This is a genomic window from Candidatus Hydrogenedentota bacterium (assembly GCA_035450225.1).
Taxonomy (GTDB): Bacteria; Hydrogenedentota; Hydrogenedentia; order Hydrogenedentales; family SLHB01; genus DSVR01.
The window spans coordinates 33,982-50,489 of record DAOTMJ010000034.1 but is presented as its reverse complement, the minus strand read 5'-3'; the positions used below and the strand labels follow the sequence as shown (position 1 = coordinate 50,489).

At 58.8% G+C, this 16,508-nt stretch carries 12 protein-coding genes; 4 read left to right on the top strand and 8 right to left on the bottom strand.

Annotated features, from left to right (window positions below; all coding sequences use genetic code 11):
• Positions 1-137: 137 nt before the first annotated feature.
• The 5 genes from fusA to P5540_15450 all read right to left on the bottom strand — a co-directional run bounded on the left by fusA (position 138) and on the right by P5540_15450 (position 5,292).
• Positions 138-2,234, bottom strand: coding sequence for an elongation factor G (gene fusA, locus P5540_15470; GenBank protein HRT66216.1), 2,097 nt, complete (start codon positions 2,232-2,234; stop codon positions 138-140).
• 217 nt (positions 2,235-2,451) lie between these two features.
• Positions 2,452-2,925, bottom strand: a complete 474-nt coding sequence (gene rpsG / locus P5540_15465) for a 30S ribosomal protein S7 (GenBank protein ID HRT66215.1) — start codon at positions 2,923-2,925, stop codon at positions 2,452-2,454.
• A 25-nt stretch (positions 2,926-2,950) separates the two neighbouring features.
• Positions 2,951-3,376 (bottom strand): 30S ribosomal protein S12, encoded by a 426-nt coding sequence (gene rpsL, locus P5540_15460; protein HRT66214.1) that lies wholly within the window; start codon positions 3,374-3,376, stop codon positions 2,951-2,953.
• 167 nt (positions 3,377-3,543) lie between these two features.
• Entirely contained in the window at positions 3,544-4,329 is a 786-nt protein-coding gene (locus tag P5540_15455) for a sugar phosphate isomerase/epimerase family protein (protein HRT66213.1), read from the bottom strand.
• Between the two features lie 234 nt (positions 4,330-4,563).
• Positions 4,564-5,292, bottom strand: coding sequence for an NYN domain-containing protein (locus P5540_15450; protein ID HRT66212.1), 729 nt, complete (start codon positions 5,290-5,292; stop codon positions 4,564-4,566).
• Between the two features lie 638 nt (positions 5,293-5,930).
• On the opposite strand from P5540_15450, the gene P5540_15445 reads away from it, so the two are divergent.
• Positions 5,931-7,064: an aldo/keto reductase gene (locus P5540_15445; protein HRT66211.1), complete on the top strand. Its 1,134-nt coding sequence runs from the start codon at positions 5,931-5,933 to the stop codon at positions 7,062-7,064.
• Between the two features lie 327 nt (positions 7,065-7,391).
• On the top strand, positions 7,392-8,303 hold the full coding sequence (locus P5540_15440) for a hypothetical protein (GenBank protein ID HRT66210.1): 912 nt from the start codon (positions 7,392-7,394) through the stop codon (positions 8,301-8,303).
• A gap of 78 nt (positions 8,304-8,381) precedes the next feature.
• On the opposite strand, the gene P5540_15435 is transcribed toward P5540_15440, so the two are convergent.
• On the bottom strand, positions 8,382-13,325 hold the full coding sequence (locus P5540_15435; protein HRT66209.1) for a leucine-rich repeat domain-containing protein: 4,944 nt from the start codon (positions 13,323-13,325) through the stop codon (positions 8,382-8,384).
• Between the two features lie 209 nt (positions 13,326-13,534).
• Positions 13,535-13,873: a ferredoxin family protein gene (locus P5540_15430; GenBank protein ID HRT66208.1), complete on the bottom strand. Its 339-nt coding sequence runs from the start codon at positions 13,871-13,873 to the stop codon at positions 13,535-13,537.
• Positions 13,874-14,105: 232 nt separating this feature from the next.
• On the opposite strand from P5540_15430, the gene P5540_15425 reads away from it, so the two are divergent.
• Positions 14,106-14,687, top strand: coding sequence for a hypothetical protein (locus P5540_15425; protein ID HRT66207.1), 582 nt, complete (start codon positions 14,106-14,108; stop codon positions 14,685-14,687).
• 57 nt (positions 14,688-14,744) lie between these two features.
• The gene (locus tag P5540_15420) at positions 14,745-15,074 is read left to right on the top strand and encodes an HU family DNA-binding protein (GenBank protein ID HRT66206.1); all 330 of its coding nucleotides are present in this window, start codon (positions 14,745-14,747) and stop codon (positions 15,072-15,074) included.
• A gap of 14 nt (positions 15,075-15,088) precedes the next feature.
• Here P5540_15420 and P5540_15415 read toward each other — a convergent pair whose 3' ends face one another.
• Complete coding sequence (locus P5540_15415; protein ID HRT66205.1) at positions 15,089-16,438, bottom strand: hypothetical protein; 1,350 nt, start codon at positions 16,436-16,438, stop codon at positions 15,089-15,091.
• Positions 16,439-16,508 lie beyond the last annotated feature (70 nt).

Below are 16,508 nucleotides of genomic sequence, written 5' to 3'. Positions count from 1 at the left end.
TCGTGCCAATGTTCACGTGCGGCTTTGTCCGCTCAAACTTTGCCTTTGCCATGTCAATCTCCTCGTTCAAGGGCCTTGGCGCGCCTTGCGCGCCGCCGACAACCAGATCCTTTTCGTTACCTAATCGTTCAATACACTCAACTAAACCGGTAATTGCTTCCGGTGTGCTGCATAATTTCATTTGCCACGTGGGGCGGCACTTCCTCGTAATGGCTGAATTCCATCACGTGCGACGCCCGGCCCTGCGTCCGTCCGCGCAAGTCGCCCGCATACCCGAACATTTCGGCCAGCGGCGCCACCGCGCGAACCTCGCGCAATCCGGCTATCTGATCCATGCCTTCGATGCGCCCGCGCCGGCGCGTAAAATCGCTCAGCACGTCGCCCAGGTATTCGTCGGGACATGTCACCTCGACCTTCATCATCGGTTCGAGAAGCGCCGGGCGTCCCTTGGGGGCCGCCTCGCGCACCGCCATCGAGGCCGCCGTCTGGAATGCCAACTCCGACGAATCCACCTCGTGGAACGATCCGTCGAGCAATTCGACGTGCACATCCACCATCGGGTATCCCGAAACAACGCCGCTTTCGAGGGCTTCCCGCGCGCCGCGCTGAACCGCCGGCACGAATTCCTTGGGAACCGATCCGCCCACGGTCTTGTCTTCAAATGTAAAGTGCGATCCGGTTTCGCCGGGCGAAAGGGCCAACACCACATGCCCGTACTGCCCGCGTCCGCCGGTTTGTCGCACGAACCGTACTTCCGCCTCGCAACGCTGCCGGATCGTTTCCCGGTACGCCACCACGGGGCGTCCTACGTTTGCCTGCACGTTGAACTCGCGTTTCAACCGGTCCACGATGATTTCGAGATGAAGTTCGCCCATCCCGGCAATGATCATCTGCCCGGTGTCCTCGTTCGACTTGACATGGAACGTGGGATCCTCGTCGCTTAGGCGCCGCAACGCCTCGCTCAGCCGATCCTGATCGGCCTTGGTCCGCGGTTCGATGGCGATATGCACCACCGGTTCTGGAAACTCGACCGCCATCAGGGCTATCCGATGTTTCGGATCGCACAGCGTATCACCGGTCGTCGTGTCCTTGGGGCCAATTACCGCGCCAATATCGCCCGCCCGAAACTCTTCGATGTCCGTCCGTTCGTCCGCATGCATTTCCAGCAAGCGTCCCAGGCGTTCCTTTCGGCCCGTTCGCGAATTCAACACCATCGAACCGGCCTTGGCCACCCCGGAGTACACCCGGATGAATGTCAGCCGTCCAACGTGTTGATCCGTAAGGACTTTGAATGCCAGCGCACAAAACGGCGCATCGTCGGAAGCCTTGCGCTCGATCGTCTTGGACGGATGATCGGGATCCGTGCCCTGGGTTGGCGGCAAGTCAACCGGTGACGGCAGATAATCCACTACCGCATCCAGCATTGGCCGTATTCCTCTGTTTCGGAGGGCTGCGCCACACAACACCGGGCAAAGCGACACGGCCAGAACACCTTTGCGAATGCCGGCCTTCAACTCGGCTGTGCTGATCTCCTGCTCATGGACGTATTTTTCCATGATCAGGGGATCAACCTCGGCCACGGCTTCAATCAAATCATGCCGGGCCTGTTCGGCCTCCGCGCGCATGTCGGCTGGAATTTCGCCGATTACAGCATCCAAATCAACGCCTTCTCCCACAAACATCACGCTGCGGTTGTGGACAAGGTCCACAATCCCGCGAAACGTGTCTTCCGATCCGATTGGAAGTTGGATGGGAACCGCCACCGCCGCCAGCCGCTCGCGCATGCTTCGCACCGCACGCTGAAAATCAGCGCCCACGCGATCCATTTTGTTGATCAGGGCTATGCGCGGAACGTGATAACGATTGGCTTGGCGCCAGACGGTTTCCGACTGCGGCTGAACCCCCGCTACTGCGCAAAATACTCCCACTGCACCGTCCAGCACCCGAAGACTGCGTTCGACCTCCGCCGTGAAATCCACGTGGCCCGGCGTATCAATGATATTGATACGGTACCCGTTCCACTCACAGGCGGTGGCCGCTGAGGTGATGGTGATGCCGCGCTCCCGTTCTTGGACCATGTAATCCATGGTCGCCGTACCGTCGTGGACTTCGCCCACACGGTGCACCCGACCGGAGTAGTACAAGACGCGTTCCGTAACGGTGGTCTTGCCGGCGTCAATATGGGCCATAATCCCGATATTCCGGGTCTTTTCAAGCGGATAGCGTCTTGGCACGTTGTGTTCCCTTCCGCAAATTACAGGCAAGCACCCGGCGAATGCGTTGGCGCATCCGCCGCTACCCGGCCTAACCTGTAAATCGCTTCCATGAACATCTTCGTCGTTCGCTTTCCGCCCAAAATCCTGGGCCCACGCTCACGATTCAACTGTGGTTGCGGCCCCGCGGGGCCTGAATTCATCGCCTTGCCGAACATCGGCAAAACGTCGAAATATGCTAATACCGAAAATGGGCGAACGCTTTGTTGGCCTCGGCCATTCGGTGTGTATCTTCCTTGCGCTTGATGGTTGATCCCTGATTGGCGTGGCAATCCAGCAGTTCGCCCGCCAGACGCTCGGCCATGGTTTTTTCACCCCGTTTGCGGGAAAATTCGATGACCCAACGAAACGCCAGCGCCGTGCGCGTCATGGCGGGGATTTCCACCGGCACTTGGTAGGTCGCTCCGCCGACCCGGCGGGATTTGACCTGCAAAACGGGCTTGGCGTTGTCAATGGCTTGGTTGAATATGGCCAAGGGATCCTCGTTCGGACGGCGCTTCTTGATGACGTCCAAGGCGCCATAAACAATGGATTCGGCGATGCTTTTCTTGCCGGACAACATCACGGTGTTGACAAACTTGGTCAACAGCGTACTGTGGTACTTCGGATCCGGCAATGGATTCCGCTTCGCTACTTCGCGTCTTCTCGGCATGGTTCTTTCTCGACTCCTCGCGACCCTATGCGCTCTTGGCCCGCTTCACGCCGTACTTGGAACGGCTGACCCAACGGCCGGTATGGATTTTTTTGCCGCCGTCGTCTTTCGTTCCGCTCGTTCCGCCGCAATCGCCGCTGGCATCCAGCACCCCGCGGATCATGTGGTAACGAACGCCCGGCAGATCCTTCACGCGCCCGCCGCGAATCATTACCTGCGAGTGTTCCTGCAGGTTGTGCCCGACGCCCGGAATGTAGGTGGTCACTTCCATCCCGTTCTTCAGGCGGACACGCGCCACTTTCCGCAGCGCCGAATTCGGTTTTTTCGGCGTCATCGTGAACACGCGCGTGCACGTGCCCGACGCCTGCGGGCACGCCTTCAACGCCGGACTCTTCGTTTTCGACGTCACCTTCTTGCGACAATTGCGCACAAGTTGATTGATCGTTGGCACCAGGGGTCTCCCTAACTTGCTTTCTTTCACGCCGTCGTGAGGCAACAAAACACCCTACGCGGACAACGGACGGAAAGTGTAGCATACGCCGACGCGTATGTCAAGCAAAATTTCAGCGCGAAAAAAGGCGCCCTAAAACGCCCCACGCGCAATCCCCAAGCGCGCGGCTATTTCGGCTGTGGATAAACATAACGGCCCGTGTACAAATCGAACAGGGTTTTATAGTACTTCATGAACCGTTCCGGCTCCGGATTATAGGCGATCTCGGCCAGGCAATATCCCTCGTAGCCGATCGATCCGAGCAAATCGAACAACTGCCGCCAAGGATACTGGTATATGCCGATGTCTGTGATGTGGACCAGCGCGATCTTGTGTTTCAACCGATCGAAGTTCGCCTGAATACTGCCATTTTCGTCCTGTTCTCCTGTATTGGAATTCCAGCAGACTAATGCATTGGGATGATCCGCCGCGTCCATCATCAGCCGGATCCATTTCGGGTCGCAGGAATCCTTGCCGTGCACTTCGAGCCGCACCTGCACGCCGATGCCCCCGGCAAACACCGCGACCTGCCTCAGCGCCTTGCCGATCTGCTCGCAGGTCTGTTCGGGCGGCACGTCGTCGCGCAGCCCGTTGGGCCGGACCTTGATCCCGGGCGCGCCGACATCCGCCGCCAACTGCGCATACTGGATCGCGCCGTCAATGTTCTTCTTGACCTCGGCGGGATCTTTCGAATGGAACTCGAATGCCGAACCAAGTCCGGCGATTTCAATGCCCGAATCGGCAAACAGTTTTCTCACCCCGGCGCGCTCCTCCTTCGACAGGTCCACCTCGACCTTGTGCGCGTGCGTCGTCCGCAATTCCACGCCCTGCAATCCGGTCTCCTTGCAGAACTTGATCAGCGTGGGACAATCCATGTCCTTGCCCATGTTGTACGTCACCATTCCGAGTTTCATCAGAGATTATCTCCTATCTAGCTCAAAGAAAAGGGTTTATGCTTGAATCTGGTTGTGAGTTTTCAGCCGAACGATCGCCAAACTCCAACCAATTTTGCATCTTTTTCACTTAAAAATCTAACGCGGCTCAGCCGCAATGCCTCAATCAAGGATATGATTTCTTTGTTCGCAACTTCTGTGTACCATGCACAGAAGTTGCGAACAAAGAAACAAACAAGTCTCTAACAGAAAGGCTTATGCTTCCTCAGCCGGATCTGTCATGGTCTCGATCATTTTTCCGCCCTCGTCCTGAGGCTGAGGCTGATCCACGTTGCCTTGCCGAAAGACCGACTGAAGACCATCGATATGTTCATGGAGGTCGTGGCGGATAGGAGCCCACATGGGATCCAGGATGAAGTCGATGCCTTCACGCCGCGCCAGCTTAGCCGCAGGCACAAAGTCGCTGTCCCCAGCGACCAGCACGATTTGATCAACCTGCCGTTTGAACGCCAGTGATGCGATATCAAGACCGATGCGCATATCCACGCCCTTCTGTTTGACGTCATAACGCACGTCGTCTTCTTTCAGATCTTGAACGGCAATGTCGCCCTTGAGTAGCTTCTTCAAGTTATCGCCTTTAAGAACCCACGCTCCGGACCGGTCGTTCAGATAACCCAACCGCAGGGCAACCTTGCGCGTCTTCTTCAGTTCGGCATGAAAATCACGCCGCCAAATTGCAGTCGCCGTTTTCGAGAAATCCAACGCCCGGTTCGTTACCGGATTATGGACCTTCTTTTCCAAGGGCGGGCAATCGTAGAAGAAGATCCGATACAGATCTCCTGACGTCCTATTCAGTTTCTCAAGATGCTGCCGGCACATCCATTGCAGGTCTCTGGCAACCTGCTTTGGGAACGAATTGCCGCGGAGACGCTGGTGCCTTTTCAGAAAGAAATCCCCGTCAATCAGAAACGCTGTTGGCATCATTCGCCTCCTGAAAAAGAAAACCCCTTGGGCTCGGCCACCTCGCAATGAATTTGGAGGCGCTTACTGCCAAGGGATTGTTTAATCTGCATAGAGTGTAACACGCCACAGCCCATCTTTCAATCCCCCAAAACCAATTTCTTTTCAGGACCCCGCTCGGGGTCTTGTTAGCATCTGCCCGTTCATCTTCACCTTCCCGCCGCGCTCTATTTTGGTAAAGCTCGAATCATGTCCTTGCCCATGTTGTACGTCGCCATTCCGAGTTTCATCAGAAATCGCCTCTTCTTCCGCTTACGCCGAACAATCTTCGCTGTCGCCGGCTTATCGTTTCCGCAAAGCCGCCTCACGCACGAACGGACAATACGCAGCGGCATCGCGAGTCTTTTCTACAAGAACGCCGAGCGCCTTGTCGTAATATAAATGTTACAGCGTGGTGTTTTTATCGCCTCGATATCACATCTGGCCACCACGGGTTTCTTTCAATTCCTGCCGTCCGTGGATTGTCCTTTCCCGCACAGTGTATACGCCTGCGGCGGCGAAGGCAAAACGGGTGTATGCGAGGCGGGAAAAAGCAGAAAACGGGCGGATAAAGATGGTAGACTCTCCCCGATGTGTCGTCAAACGAACAAGGAGTTATCGCCATGCAATCCTCGCGGCATCGCATGAATCGCCGGACGTTTCTGAAGGTCGGAACCTTGGGAGCGGCGTCGGCCATGACCCCCGCAATCCCGGCACAGGAGGCCGCGCCCGAACCGGTGTGCCGGGTCTTTGGCCGCACGGGTCTCAAGGTCAACGTGGTCGGTTTCGGATCGCTGAAGACTTCCGAGCCGGCCGTGTTTCAGGCGGCCTTCGACCGGGGTGTGAATTGGGTGGACACGGCGCGCGTCTATATGGACGGACGCAACGAGCGTCTGGTCGGCGAGGCGCTGAAAGGCTATCGCGACAAGGTGTATGTTTCGACCAAGGTTGTTCCGGGACCCATCGAGGAGATGGAAGCCTCTGTCGCGGAGAGCCTCGACGCGCTGGGCTTGGAGTCCGTGGATTTGATGCAGTTGCACCATCTCAATTCGAGGGACGAGGTGTTCAACAAGGATTACCGGGCCTTTTTCGCCCGGCTGCGCAAGGAAGGGAAGACGAAATTCGTCGGGGTGACGAGCCATTCGAACGAAATCGAAGTGCTCGATGCGGTCGTTTCGGATCCGGAAAAGTTCTGGGACACGATGATGATTCCCTACAACTTCAAGAGTCCGCCGGCCACGAAGGCGGCCATCGAACGCGCGGCGAAAGCGGGCGTCGGCATCATCGCCATGAAAACGCAGGCCGGCGGCTACGAAACGCGGGAACTGGGCGACATCAGCCCGCACCAGGCCGCGCTCAAATACGTCCTGCGCGACCCCAATGTTTCCTTCGCGATTCCGGGCATGACGGATCTCAAGCAGGTCGAGGAATGCGTTGCGGTGATGCGTATGACGTTGACGCGGGCGGACCTCGAATTGCTCGAACGGTATGGCAGGGCCATTGCCCCGTATTATTGCCACCGGTGCGGCGTCTGCCGCGGGGGATGTCCCGCCGGCATCCAAATCCCGGAAATCAACCGAAGCCTCATGTACGCGGAAGGATACCGCGACATGGCGCTGGCGCGTTCGACCTATCGCGCGATTCCGGCGTGCGCGTCGGCGTCGGCCTGCGAAAGGTGCTCGGAATGCACGGCGCGGTGTCCAAACGGTCTCGACATCGCCGAGCGCATGCAAAAGGCTCGAACACTGTTTGCGTGACGCCCTTGTAGCACCTTAAAATCCGGCTTCTACAAAAACAACAAGAAATTCCGGGGCAACTTGCACAACAAATTGAATTTCAAATGATTTTGCGAGTGCGATAACCGCGGGGTTTTGAGAGCGATTACGATTACGATGACAAGTTGTAGTGAGACCTCGGCTTTCTCCATGGGAGATGAAAATGAGGTTTCATGGGTTATCTTGCAACCGCGTAAAGATGTTCATAACTCTTTGTTTCAATTGCGAGCACGAGCACGAAGAGAAACTGGGTTATGGGCAACGCCCACGTCTATGCGGAAACCTGTTTATTGAACGGAGTGCGGCGCCATGAAAAGATTTGGAATTACGATGCTGTTGGCGGCGGCCACGATGGCGGCGGCGCCGAACGTCTTCGGACAGGAGGATCTCGCCCGGTCGCTTGGCGGCTTGATTTTCGCTGCGGACTGGAAGGCATCCGAGGCGCCGGCGGTCTACGACGCGAAAAACCTGTTCGAACTCATCAACGGCGAGGCGGAACTCTATTTCCCGTATGGATTCAAACGCACAATCGCCGTTACCTATGCGTCCGCCCCGGAGACCGGCGGCAAAATAAGTGTCGAGGTATACGAACTGGGCACGCCGCTCGACGCTTTCGGCGTGTATTCCAATTACCGCGACGAACGATCGCGCCTCGAACCTTTCGGCGCGGAAGGATTCATGGGCACAACGCAGGTTCTGTTTTTCCAGGATCGGTTTTTCGTCAAAATACGCCTCGGCGGCAAAACCGCCAACGGCAGGGAGGCGCTGCGGTCCTGCGCGGAGGCGGTCTCCCGCGTGTTGCCGCCCAACAAGGAAATGCCGGAGGAAGTGAAACTGTTGCGTTTCACCGGCGTCATACCGCAGACCACGCGCTATGTGGCCCAGAGCGTGCTCGGATACGATTTCTTCACGATGGGCCTGACGGCCGGCGCGGTCGTCGCGACAAAGCCGGTTACGCTCTTCGTGGTGTTGGGCATGAGTCCAAAGGACGCCGGGGACACCCTGAACCGGTACATCGCCCACCTTGAACAAAACAAGGGCCGTTATCGCTGGGAAGAATTGCCCGAAGGCAGAACTTTGCTCGCGGTGGATCCCCTGTACAAGGGCGTCGTGGCGGCCTCCGTGGGCAACTACGTTATAGGCGTCGCCAAACTGGCCACGCCCAAGGAAGGTCTTCCCATGCTGGCCCAGTTCCGCGAGGCGGTGGCGGCCCGCCCATAACGGCGGATACTCCCGAACGCAATCGCAACAGCCCGAAACCGGCTCCATCACGCATGTAAAACGGCCGTAATCCGGTTATCAACGTTTTCCAAAACAGCCCGGCGGCGGTGGTTCTTCGCCTTCGCCTTCGCCTTCGCCTTCGCCTTCGCCTTCACCTTCACCTTCGCCTTCACCTTCGCCTTCACCTTCACCTTCGCCTTCACCTTCGCCTTCGCCTTCGCCTTCGCCCTCGCCGACGGCTTCGACGGTCACTTTGCCGTCGTATGTGACGATGTCGGTGTACCAGTCGAAACTGTCGCCGAATTGGCCCTTGAGTTTGACTTCACCGAGCCGGATGGGCAAATCGCCCGGCGCGGCCGTGCCGGAAACGCGGAAGTTCAGGTAGAATAGGGTGTTGGCGGCTTTGCCTTGCAGAGCCTTCGGGCTGCCAATGCCGAGTCGGACGCTGCTGGTTTCGATCTTGACGCTCGTAAGGAAATCCTTGATCAACGGCGCGCCCTCGACGGACGCCTCGGAGTCGAGGCTCAGGTCGGGCGGAAACGAAACGACGAACTCGCTGCCGCTCAGTCCGGTCACGTCGTCAACCTGCAGCGGGATACGCGCGATGCCACCGCGTGGCGCGGATGCTTCGCCCAGGCGCACGTTTGCGGGTTGCCCGGCTTTGAGCAGGAAGGCAAGCGACTGTTTTTCGAGACTTTTTTCCATGCCGGGACTCAGCGGGAATCCGACGCCCGCGCGTAGCAGCATGACCGCGTCGGCGGAATCTACGGCCCTGTCGCCGTTCATGTCGCCGGCCTCGCGCTGCCAATCCTGGAAGGTGTCGAGACGCACCGTGAGCCGGAGGGCGCGCAACGCGTCGCCGCTGTCTATGTAGCCGTCGTCGTTCAGATCGCCGAGCATGTGGCCCGACTTGATGCACATCTGCGCGGTATCCGAATAATCCACGGTTATCGGGTTGGCGTCCTTGTCGTACAGCGCCACGCGGCTGAGCGTCACCGCTCCGCAGGCGCCGGCCGGCGCGTTCGCCGCGAGTTTCAAATAGACGTCGAACAGCGCGCCCTCGCCCTTGAGGATATTCGAGCTGCCGATGCTGGTGATCTGCACGCGCCCGGCCTCGCGGGTATTGGGCAGGAAGTTGGCCTCCTTGGTAATTTGCGACGGAAACACGCGCACATCCTTGACGAGCGCGGCATCGTATCGCAGGTCAATGTTCAGGCTCTTGGCGCTCAATCCCCGCGCGTTCGATATGTTGATCGGCAGGCGGATTTCGGATTTGTCGGGCTGGGCGGGATCGCCGGCGGTGTCCGGCAGCCACACGGTGACCGTGCCCGCCTTGGCGGTAACGGGATCGGATTTCGGACCGGGCACGCCGGACTTGTTCACGGCCTCGACCCGATACGTGTAGGTCTGGCCGGCCACAATGGCCGTGTCGGTGTAGGAAGGCTCCCTGATCAACTGCGCGTTGATCTTCGTGTCGTTTCGATAGACGTTGTAGCCGTCGAGCGTCGTTTCCGTATTGGCTTCCCACCGCAGGCGCACCTCGGCGGCGCCCGCCCACGCGGTAAGGCCGGCCGGTTTCGCCGGCGCGTTGCCCGACATAAGGATTTCCAGTGCGATCGGCGCGCGCACGTTGGCGATTTCCGCTTGTGCGTAACCGGTCAGCGTCGCCACGACTTTGAGCGCCGTCGTGCTGTTCGGCGCATCGAGGGCAAACGCCCCGTTGCCGTCCGTTGTGTCGGCGTCAATCTGTGTGTTGGTGACGTTGTTGCGCAGCACGACGGAGGCGCCCGCCAGGGGATTGCCCGAGGAGGCATCCTTGACCGTGCCGGTCACCTGTACGCCGCCGACGTAGGTGAATCCGCCTGAAAGCAGCGCCGTGCCCGCGCCGGTCGTTACGGCGATATCCACCTGGCCCGCGGCGTGCGCCGGCGTCACGACGGACAGGCTCGTGGCCGACACGCTGGAAATCGCGGCCGGGGCGCCGCCGAACGTAACCGATGTCGTTCCCGTCAGATTCCGCCCGTTGATGACGACCGCCGTCCCGCCCTGCGTCGAGCCGCTGTTCGGCGACGCGCCCGTCAAGACCGGCCGGTTGCTCGTGACCGTGATGTAGCCTACGCGCGTCTCCCAGTCGGTGCCGATGGCTGTGGTAACCATCAGCGCCACGGTGTAGGCGCCCGCGTTCTGGTAAACATGCGACGGCGCGGCCTCGTCGGTTTTTGGCGTGCCGTCACCGAAATCCCAAAGCCGGTCAATCAATTCCGCCCCGTTCAGATTCGATGTGTCGGTGAACTGGACCGTCAGGGGCGCCGCGCCGGACGTCACGTTGGCCGTGAAATCGGCGACCGGTCCCAGCGCGCCGCAGTAGCCGTCGTATTCGACAAATGCCCCGCGGGTTTCCAGCGCGGGAATGACGTTGCACAGCGCGTCCTGGTTGAGCGGATTGCTCACAAGTCCCACATAGTCCGGCTCGTCCAGTTCGGTGTCATAGCCGAGGCCCGTATTGGCCGCGAGCGCAGCGATGGATTCGATCCGGTTACCGCCGAGCCATAACTTGTGCAGCCGGGTGAGGCCGCTCAACGGCGACGCGTCCGAGATGGCGTTGGATTCGGCGTCGAGGTACTCCAGTTTGGTCAAGTTTGCAACCGGATCCAGGCTCTGGATCAGGTTGGCCCATATCGCCAGCATCGTCAGATCGGTCAGATTGCGTAGCGGTTCGATGCTTTCAATGAGATTGTAGGTCGCAAACAATTCGACCAGTTTCGTGCAATTCGCAAGGGGCGCAAGGCTCGTGATGGCGTTGCTGTCCAAATATAAACCGATCAAATCGGTCATGCCGGACAGCGGGGACAGATCCGTAATCTGGTTGTCCCACATCGAAAGATATTTCATTTTCGTAAGGGAAGACAGTGCCGTGAGCGATGCGTCGGTCAGGTCGTTTTGGGCCATCCAGAGCATTTCAAGTTTGGTCATTTGCGACACCGCGCCGATATCGCCCAGGTGCAGCCCATCGAGATCCAACTCGATGAGTTCCCGCAGGCCGGCGATGGGCGCAATGGTCGTTATCGGGTTGTAGAAAAGGATCAATCCCCACAGACGCGTCAGACCGGCCAGTGGCGCGATATTCGATATTTGATTGCCGCCCAGACCCAGAAACTCGAGATTTGTCAGCGATTGAAGCGGCGTGAGATTTTCAATCAGGTTGTTGTCCAATTGAAGTTCCCGTAACCGTAGCAATCCGCTCAGGGGCGTCAGATCGGATATGAAATTTTTGCTCTCCGTCTCCCAGTCGGAACCCAGTCCCAGAATTTCGAGGTCGGTGCAGTATTCGATGCCGTCCAGATTTCGAATACCCTTGCCAAAGGCGTACAGTTCGACGAGACCGTCGAGATCGCGTGGATAAATGGGTCCCGTCGGCAACTCGATGGCTTCACGCACCGCGGCTTCGAGGTTGGCATCGGCAAACACGACCGGTGCTTCACCCTCGCCTTCACCCTCGCCCTCGCCTTCGCCCTCGCCTTCGCCCTCGCCTTCGCCCTCGCCTTCGCCTCCCGCCGTAACATGGATATACTGTTCGAGGGTAACGACGCTTCCATCCACGTCCGTTTCGACATAGAGCGTCACGTCATAGTCGCCGGGAACGGTATACACATGCGTGGGATTCTGGAGGCTCGATGTTCCGCCGTCGCCGAAATCCCAATCCCAAGTGTGAATCGGCTCGCCTCCCGGTTCTGAGGTGTCGTAAAAGCGAACCGTCAACGGGGCCGGTCCTGACAGCGGTTCCGCGTAAAAATCCGCGACCGGCGGTTCGGGCGGGGAATACCGGAAAATTTCGAGGCCGTTCGTTCCGTTGGCGGCAAAAATCAGGCCGCCCGCAGCCACCACATCGTATCCGACATTGAACGTATCGTAATAGCCCAGCATGTCCGGATAGACGGGATCGCTCTTGATGTCCGCGACAATCAGGCCGCCGTCGGTGTCCGAACTCGCCCATAAGGCGTACAGATAGTCGTTGTTCGCGTGAAGGGCATCAAGGCCGCCGTCCGCATAGCTCGTGTCGATCCGCTGGACATCGGCAATATTCGAGATATTCAGCACGTCCACGCCGCCGTAATAAAGCGCGGCTTTGCCCTTTGGCGACGGCGGGGCATCGGGGGCGCTTCCGGCGGCGCCCTTCGCGCCGCCTCCGCCCTCGTACTGATACCACCCGACATAGGCGAATTCGCTGTTCGGAATCGAAATGTCCGTGACGCCGCCCTCGATGTAATTCACCTCGCCGGCGTAGATCGGCGCCGTGGGGGTAGTCGCATTGATCAACTCGACCGCGCCGTAATAGAAATCGTCCCATGCGTCATACCGTTCGAGCGCGACGAACACACGGTTTTTGGCCAGCGCGAGCCGATGCGGCCAGCCTTCCGTCAGATAATAACCCAGCACTTGCGGCGTGGCGCCGGAAATGTTGATGACGTCCACTTCGGCAAGCCAGTTGCCCGATTCGAGATCGGTCCCGCCCAACGCGACGTAGGCGTAACTTCCGCTGACCACGACATCCAGCGCAGGCACGGAGGCCGGACCCACTGTGGCGACACCCAAGAACGTACCGAGATTGACGACACTCATGCCGCCGTAACCGGAGGTTCCCCAAGTAACGTAGGCCTTGCCGCCGGCCAGCGCCACGCCCGTGACGGGGGCCGGCGTGGCAAAGTAATTCGCCACCTGTGGGTTGGCCGGATTGGATACGTTGATGGCATACAGCCCGTCGGAACTGCCGACATAGGCCGTCGAACCGTCCACGGCCACGGCGTAGGCCACGCCCGTGACACCGCCCAGTCTTTCCACCCGGCCCTGTTTGGTCATGCCGACGGCCGGCACACTCAAGCCGCCCGAAGCGCCGGAGGCCTTCTCGCCGGACCCAGCCGTCAACACCAGCGCCAGACACAAGGCCATGCCGACGGCCGATACAACCAGACGGCCGCTCTTATTTCGATCAAGACGACCCCATTGTGTGTTTGCCGTACGCATCGAAAAACCCCTTCCTCGGATACGCGCATTCCGATAGCGCGTTCCGTTTACAGACTGCACCGCGGCCTCATCAACACCCTAATGATGCCGTCAAATCCGCCAATTGTCAATCCCCCGCTTCCCCCGGGCCGAACGTCAGGAAACCCGGTAGGAATTTCGACAACCATGACAGCGGGCGGCAAGCGGCGATTGGCCCAAAGCGGATCGCCTTACCCGGCGAACGGGCGCGGATCGAGTAAATGGCCCTTCGGAAGAACATCCTTGAATGCGTCTGCCGTGGGCAGGGGCGGTTTCGATCGTTCGATCAAAGGCCAGATAGCGGCATATTTCGCGTTCAATTCCTTGTATTCGATCCATCGGGCCGGCAGTTCCCGCTCGTAATAGATGGCGTGCGCCGGACATTGATCGACGCAGGCGTTGCAGTCAATGCATTCGTTGGGGTCTATGACGAGACAGTTCATCCCCTCGCGAAAACAGGACACCGGGCACACCGACACGCATTCGGTGTACTTGCATTTGATGCACGGCTCGGCCACCACGTATGCCATGGCGTTCGTTCCTTCCGGTCCTATCCCTGTCCAATCGGGATGCGATTCTTCAACGTCCAGTCTACCGGTTTTCATTCCAGAATAAAAACCAGCGCCCGCATGGATTGCATCACGTTCTAACCGTTTTGCGCGCCGTGATTTAGCGTTTCACCGTTTGACATTCCCCCTTCCTTGTGCTACAGTAGGCGCATGTTTGCTGGGGCATAACGTGTGCAGGGAGTACGTGGTCGCCATGGCACTGAGCAAGAAACAACTCAAAATTGTCGAACAACTGGAACGGCGGGTCGAACTATGCCGGGAGTTCATGAACGACTGGCTGTTGTTCAACCAGATTCTCAGCGCATATCCGAACGCCGGCGCCAACAAGCCGCAACTCGAAGCGCAGTTTCTCAAGATAAAGAGTAAACTGGCCCGGGAACACCGGGTTCTTCGCGAAACACTGCAGGCCGACTACGGCATTGACGGCAATCTCATGAATATCGTCTCGTCGGCCACGGATCTCGAAAGCGTTCACAGCCAATCCGAAGTGGCGGTAAAGAAACTGACCATGGAATGGCACCGGGCGTTTATTTCAATCAATGAAACCCTCGGCGCGCTCGAAGACAAGAAGGCCCGCGCCGAGGCCGGCGAAAAGGTTCCCCTCATGGGACCCGCTATGGGTGGCGGAGGAATCAGTGGCGGGGGAATGTCCGACAAGACCAAGAAAAATTTGATGATTGTGGCGGGCGTCATCGCCGTGGCCCTGATCATTTATTTCGTGCCGCCGTTGCGCAACATGTACGTGGATGCCTTCAAAAACATCTTCGGGCGGTGAGGCCATTCCGCAGGACGATATCGTGCGGTTGACGGCCAGGGAGGAAAGGAGACGATCGTGACAAAGCGGGATTTGGTAATCAAGGTTGCCGAAAAGCTCGGCTTTACCCAGAACATGGTGGGCGACGTCGTGCAAGCCACATTGGATACCGTCACCAATTGCCTGGCCAATGGCCAGCGCCTGGAAATCCGCAATTTCGGCGTTTTCGAGGTAAAAAAACGCGATGCCCGCATCGGCCGGAATCCGCGGACCGGCCAGGAAGTCGCCATCGGCGAAAAGCGTGTCGCCACCTTCAAACCCGGCAAGGCGCTCAAGGAATACGTCGAGGGCACCGGACCGCGTCCCACATTTGACGATCAGAACGCGGAATCCTCGTCAGACGCGTAAAAAAGCCGCATCTTTCATCCGGTAGGTCGGGAAGCGGAACAAAGGGGCATACCCGCCTTTCGTAGGCAGTGATAGTGATGGACGATGACCGCCGTCGTCAGGAAGAGCAACACATAGTAGATTTTGAATGCCATTTCCTCCCACCGGGTATACGGCCCCGTGACCAATTGCGCAAGGATGTTCTGCACGATCAGCACCAGCCAAATGATTTTGCAGTCGGCGGGGAAAACATTACCCGGACAACCTCGCGGCAGGGGATGCGTTGCAATCCAATACCCCATCGCCGCCAAGCCAAGGATCATCGCGGGAAACAGGACGATGGACAGGACTGAGGCCCAATAGTCCTCGTTGCCGATATAAATGTTCGCCCATCCCTTCAGGCCGCACTTGACGGACATGCCAAGGCCGAACACAAGCCCCAGGCAAAGGCCGAAACGTTCCAGGTTCGGACATTCGCTCAACAGCAGACTTCCCAGCCGCATCCGTTGCGCCTCCGAAACCCGCCGATTCACGAGGAAATAGGCGACGCCATAGGCGATGCCGATGCTGATGCCGCCGGACGACTCCCAGCACCGCCACCAGTTGAAATGACTGTTGGGCCAGAAGTTCTGCGCCCATTTCCAGTTCTGACACAACGCCCAACCCGCCCCGTTCAGCAGACCGACGGTCAGAATCAGTTGCACATTTTTCCAGTCGCGGCGTCCGATTTCATACGCGAGAAATCCAAGGTAAATGCCGAGGTGCACAATGGCGAGGCGGTTGTCGTTGGCGAGACGCCGCAGGTTGGGATTTGCCTGAAAATCCTGGTACTGGGCATGGAGATTGTTGTACAGGGGCATGAAAAATTCCGGAAAATGCTCGAAAAGCAGGCGCGCAATCGCGGCGCCCGCCAGCCCGCAGGCGATGCGAAGGAACCAGTCCACGGCGCGCAACCGGCGTTCGGAACCGCACCACGCCAACATGCACGCGCCAATGCCCGCCCACGGGACTCCCGCGATGAACAGCCAGACAAACCCGTACACGGGCGATATGGGCGCGAAAATGCCTTTGGACGCATCGAGTTGAAGATGGCCCTCGAAAAAACTCGGCCATTGCATCCAGCCGCGCCCGCCGGAAAAACCGATCCCGAACGCAAGCGCCAACACGATCCACCCCGACGTATAACGGCGCGATTGGAGGCCGGACGGCTCTCGGGAGATGAACCACCACGCGGCGCCCCACGTCACGCCGGCGAAGATGCACCCGTTGGCGGCGCCGTAACCGGAACTTCCCCGGACCGCCCATGTCATGCCGCCCAGCGCCGCGAACAACAGCACCGGCAGCGCCAAATCGTGCGCCCAATCCCGCGGTTGGCCCTTGCCCATTTTTTCCTCCCGATGCGACACGATTTGTGTATTACATGCCGACACGCATTTTCACGGTCACACGGGGCGC

What these genes read in the sequence shown, in the direction of transcription:
- P5540_15440 (HRT66210.1), top strand. Translation starts at nt 7,392, where the DNA reads ATGAAAAGATTTGGAATTACGATGCTGTTGGCGGCGGCCACGATGGCG.
- P5540_15430 (HRT66208.1), bottom strand. Translation starts at nt 13,873, where the DNA reads ATGGCATACGTGGTGGCCGAGCCGTGCATCAAATGCAAGTACACCGAA.
- P5540_15455 (HRT66213.1), bottom strand. Translation starts at nt 4,329, where the DNA reads ATGAAACTCGGAATGGTGACGTACAACATGGGCAAGGACATGGATTGT.
- P5540_15445 (HRT66211.1), top strand. Translation starts at nt 5,931, where the DNA reads ATGCAATCCTCGCGGCATCGCATGAATCGCCGGACGTTTCTGAAGGTC.
- P5540_15425 (HRT66207.1), top strand. Translation starts at nt 14,106, where the DNA reads ATGGCACTGAGCAAGAAACAACTCAAAATTGTCGAACAACTGGAACGG.
- P5540_15415 (HRT66205.1), bottom strand. Translation starts at nt 16,438, where the DNA reads ATGGGCAAGGGCCAACCGCGGGATTGGGCGCACGATTTGGCGCTGCCG.
- rpsG (HRT66215.1), bottom strand. Translation starts at nt 2,925, where the DNA reads ATGCCGAGAAGACGCGAAGTAGCGAAGCGGAATCCATTGCCGGATCCG.
- P5540_15435 (HRT66209.1), bottom strand. Translation starts at nt 13,325, where the DNA reads ATGCGTACGGCAAACACACAATGGGGTCGTCTTGATCGAAATAAGAGC.
- P5540_15450 (HRT66212.1), bottom strand. Translation starts at nt 5,292, where the DNA reads ATGATGCCAACAGCGTTTCTGATTGACGGGGATTTCTTTCTGAAAAGG.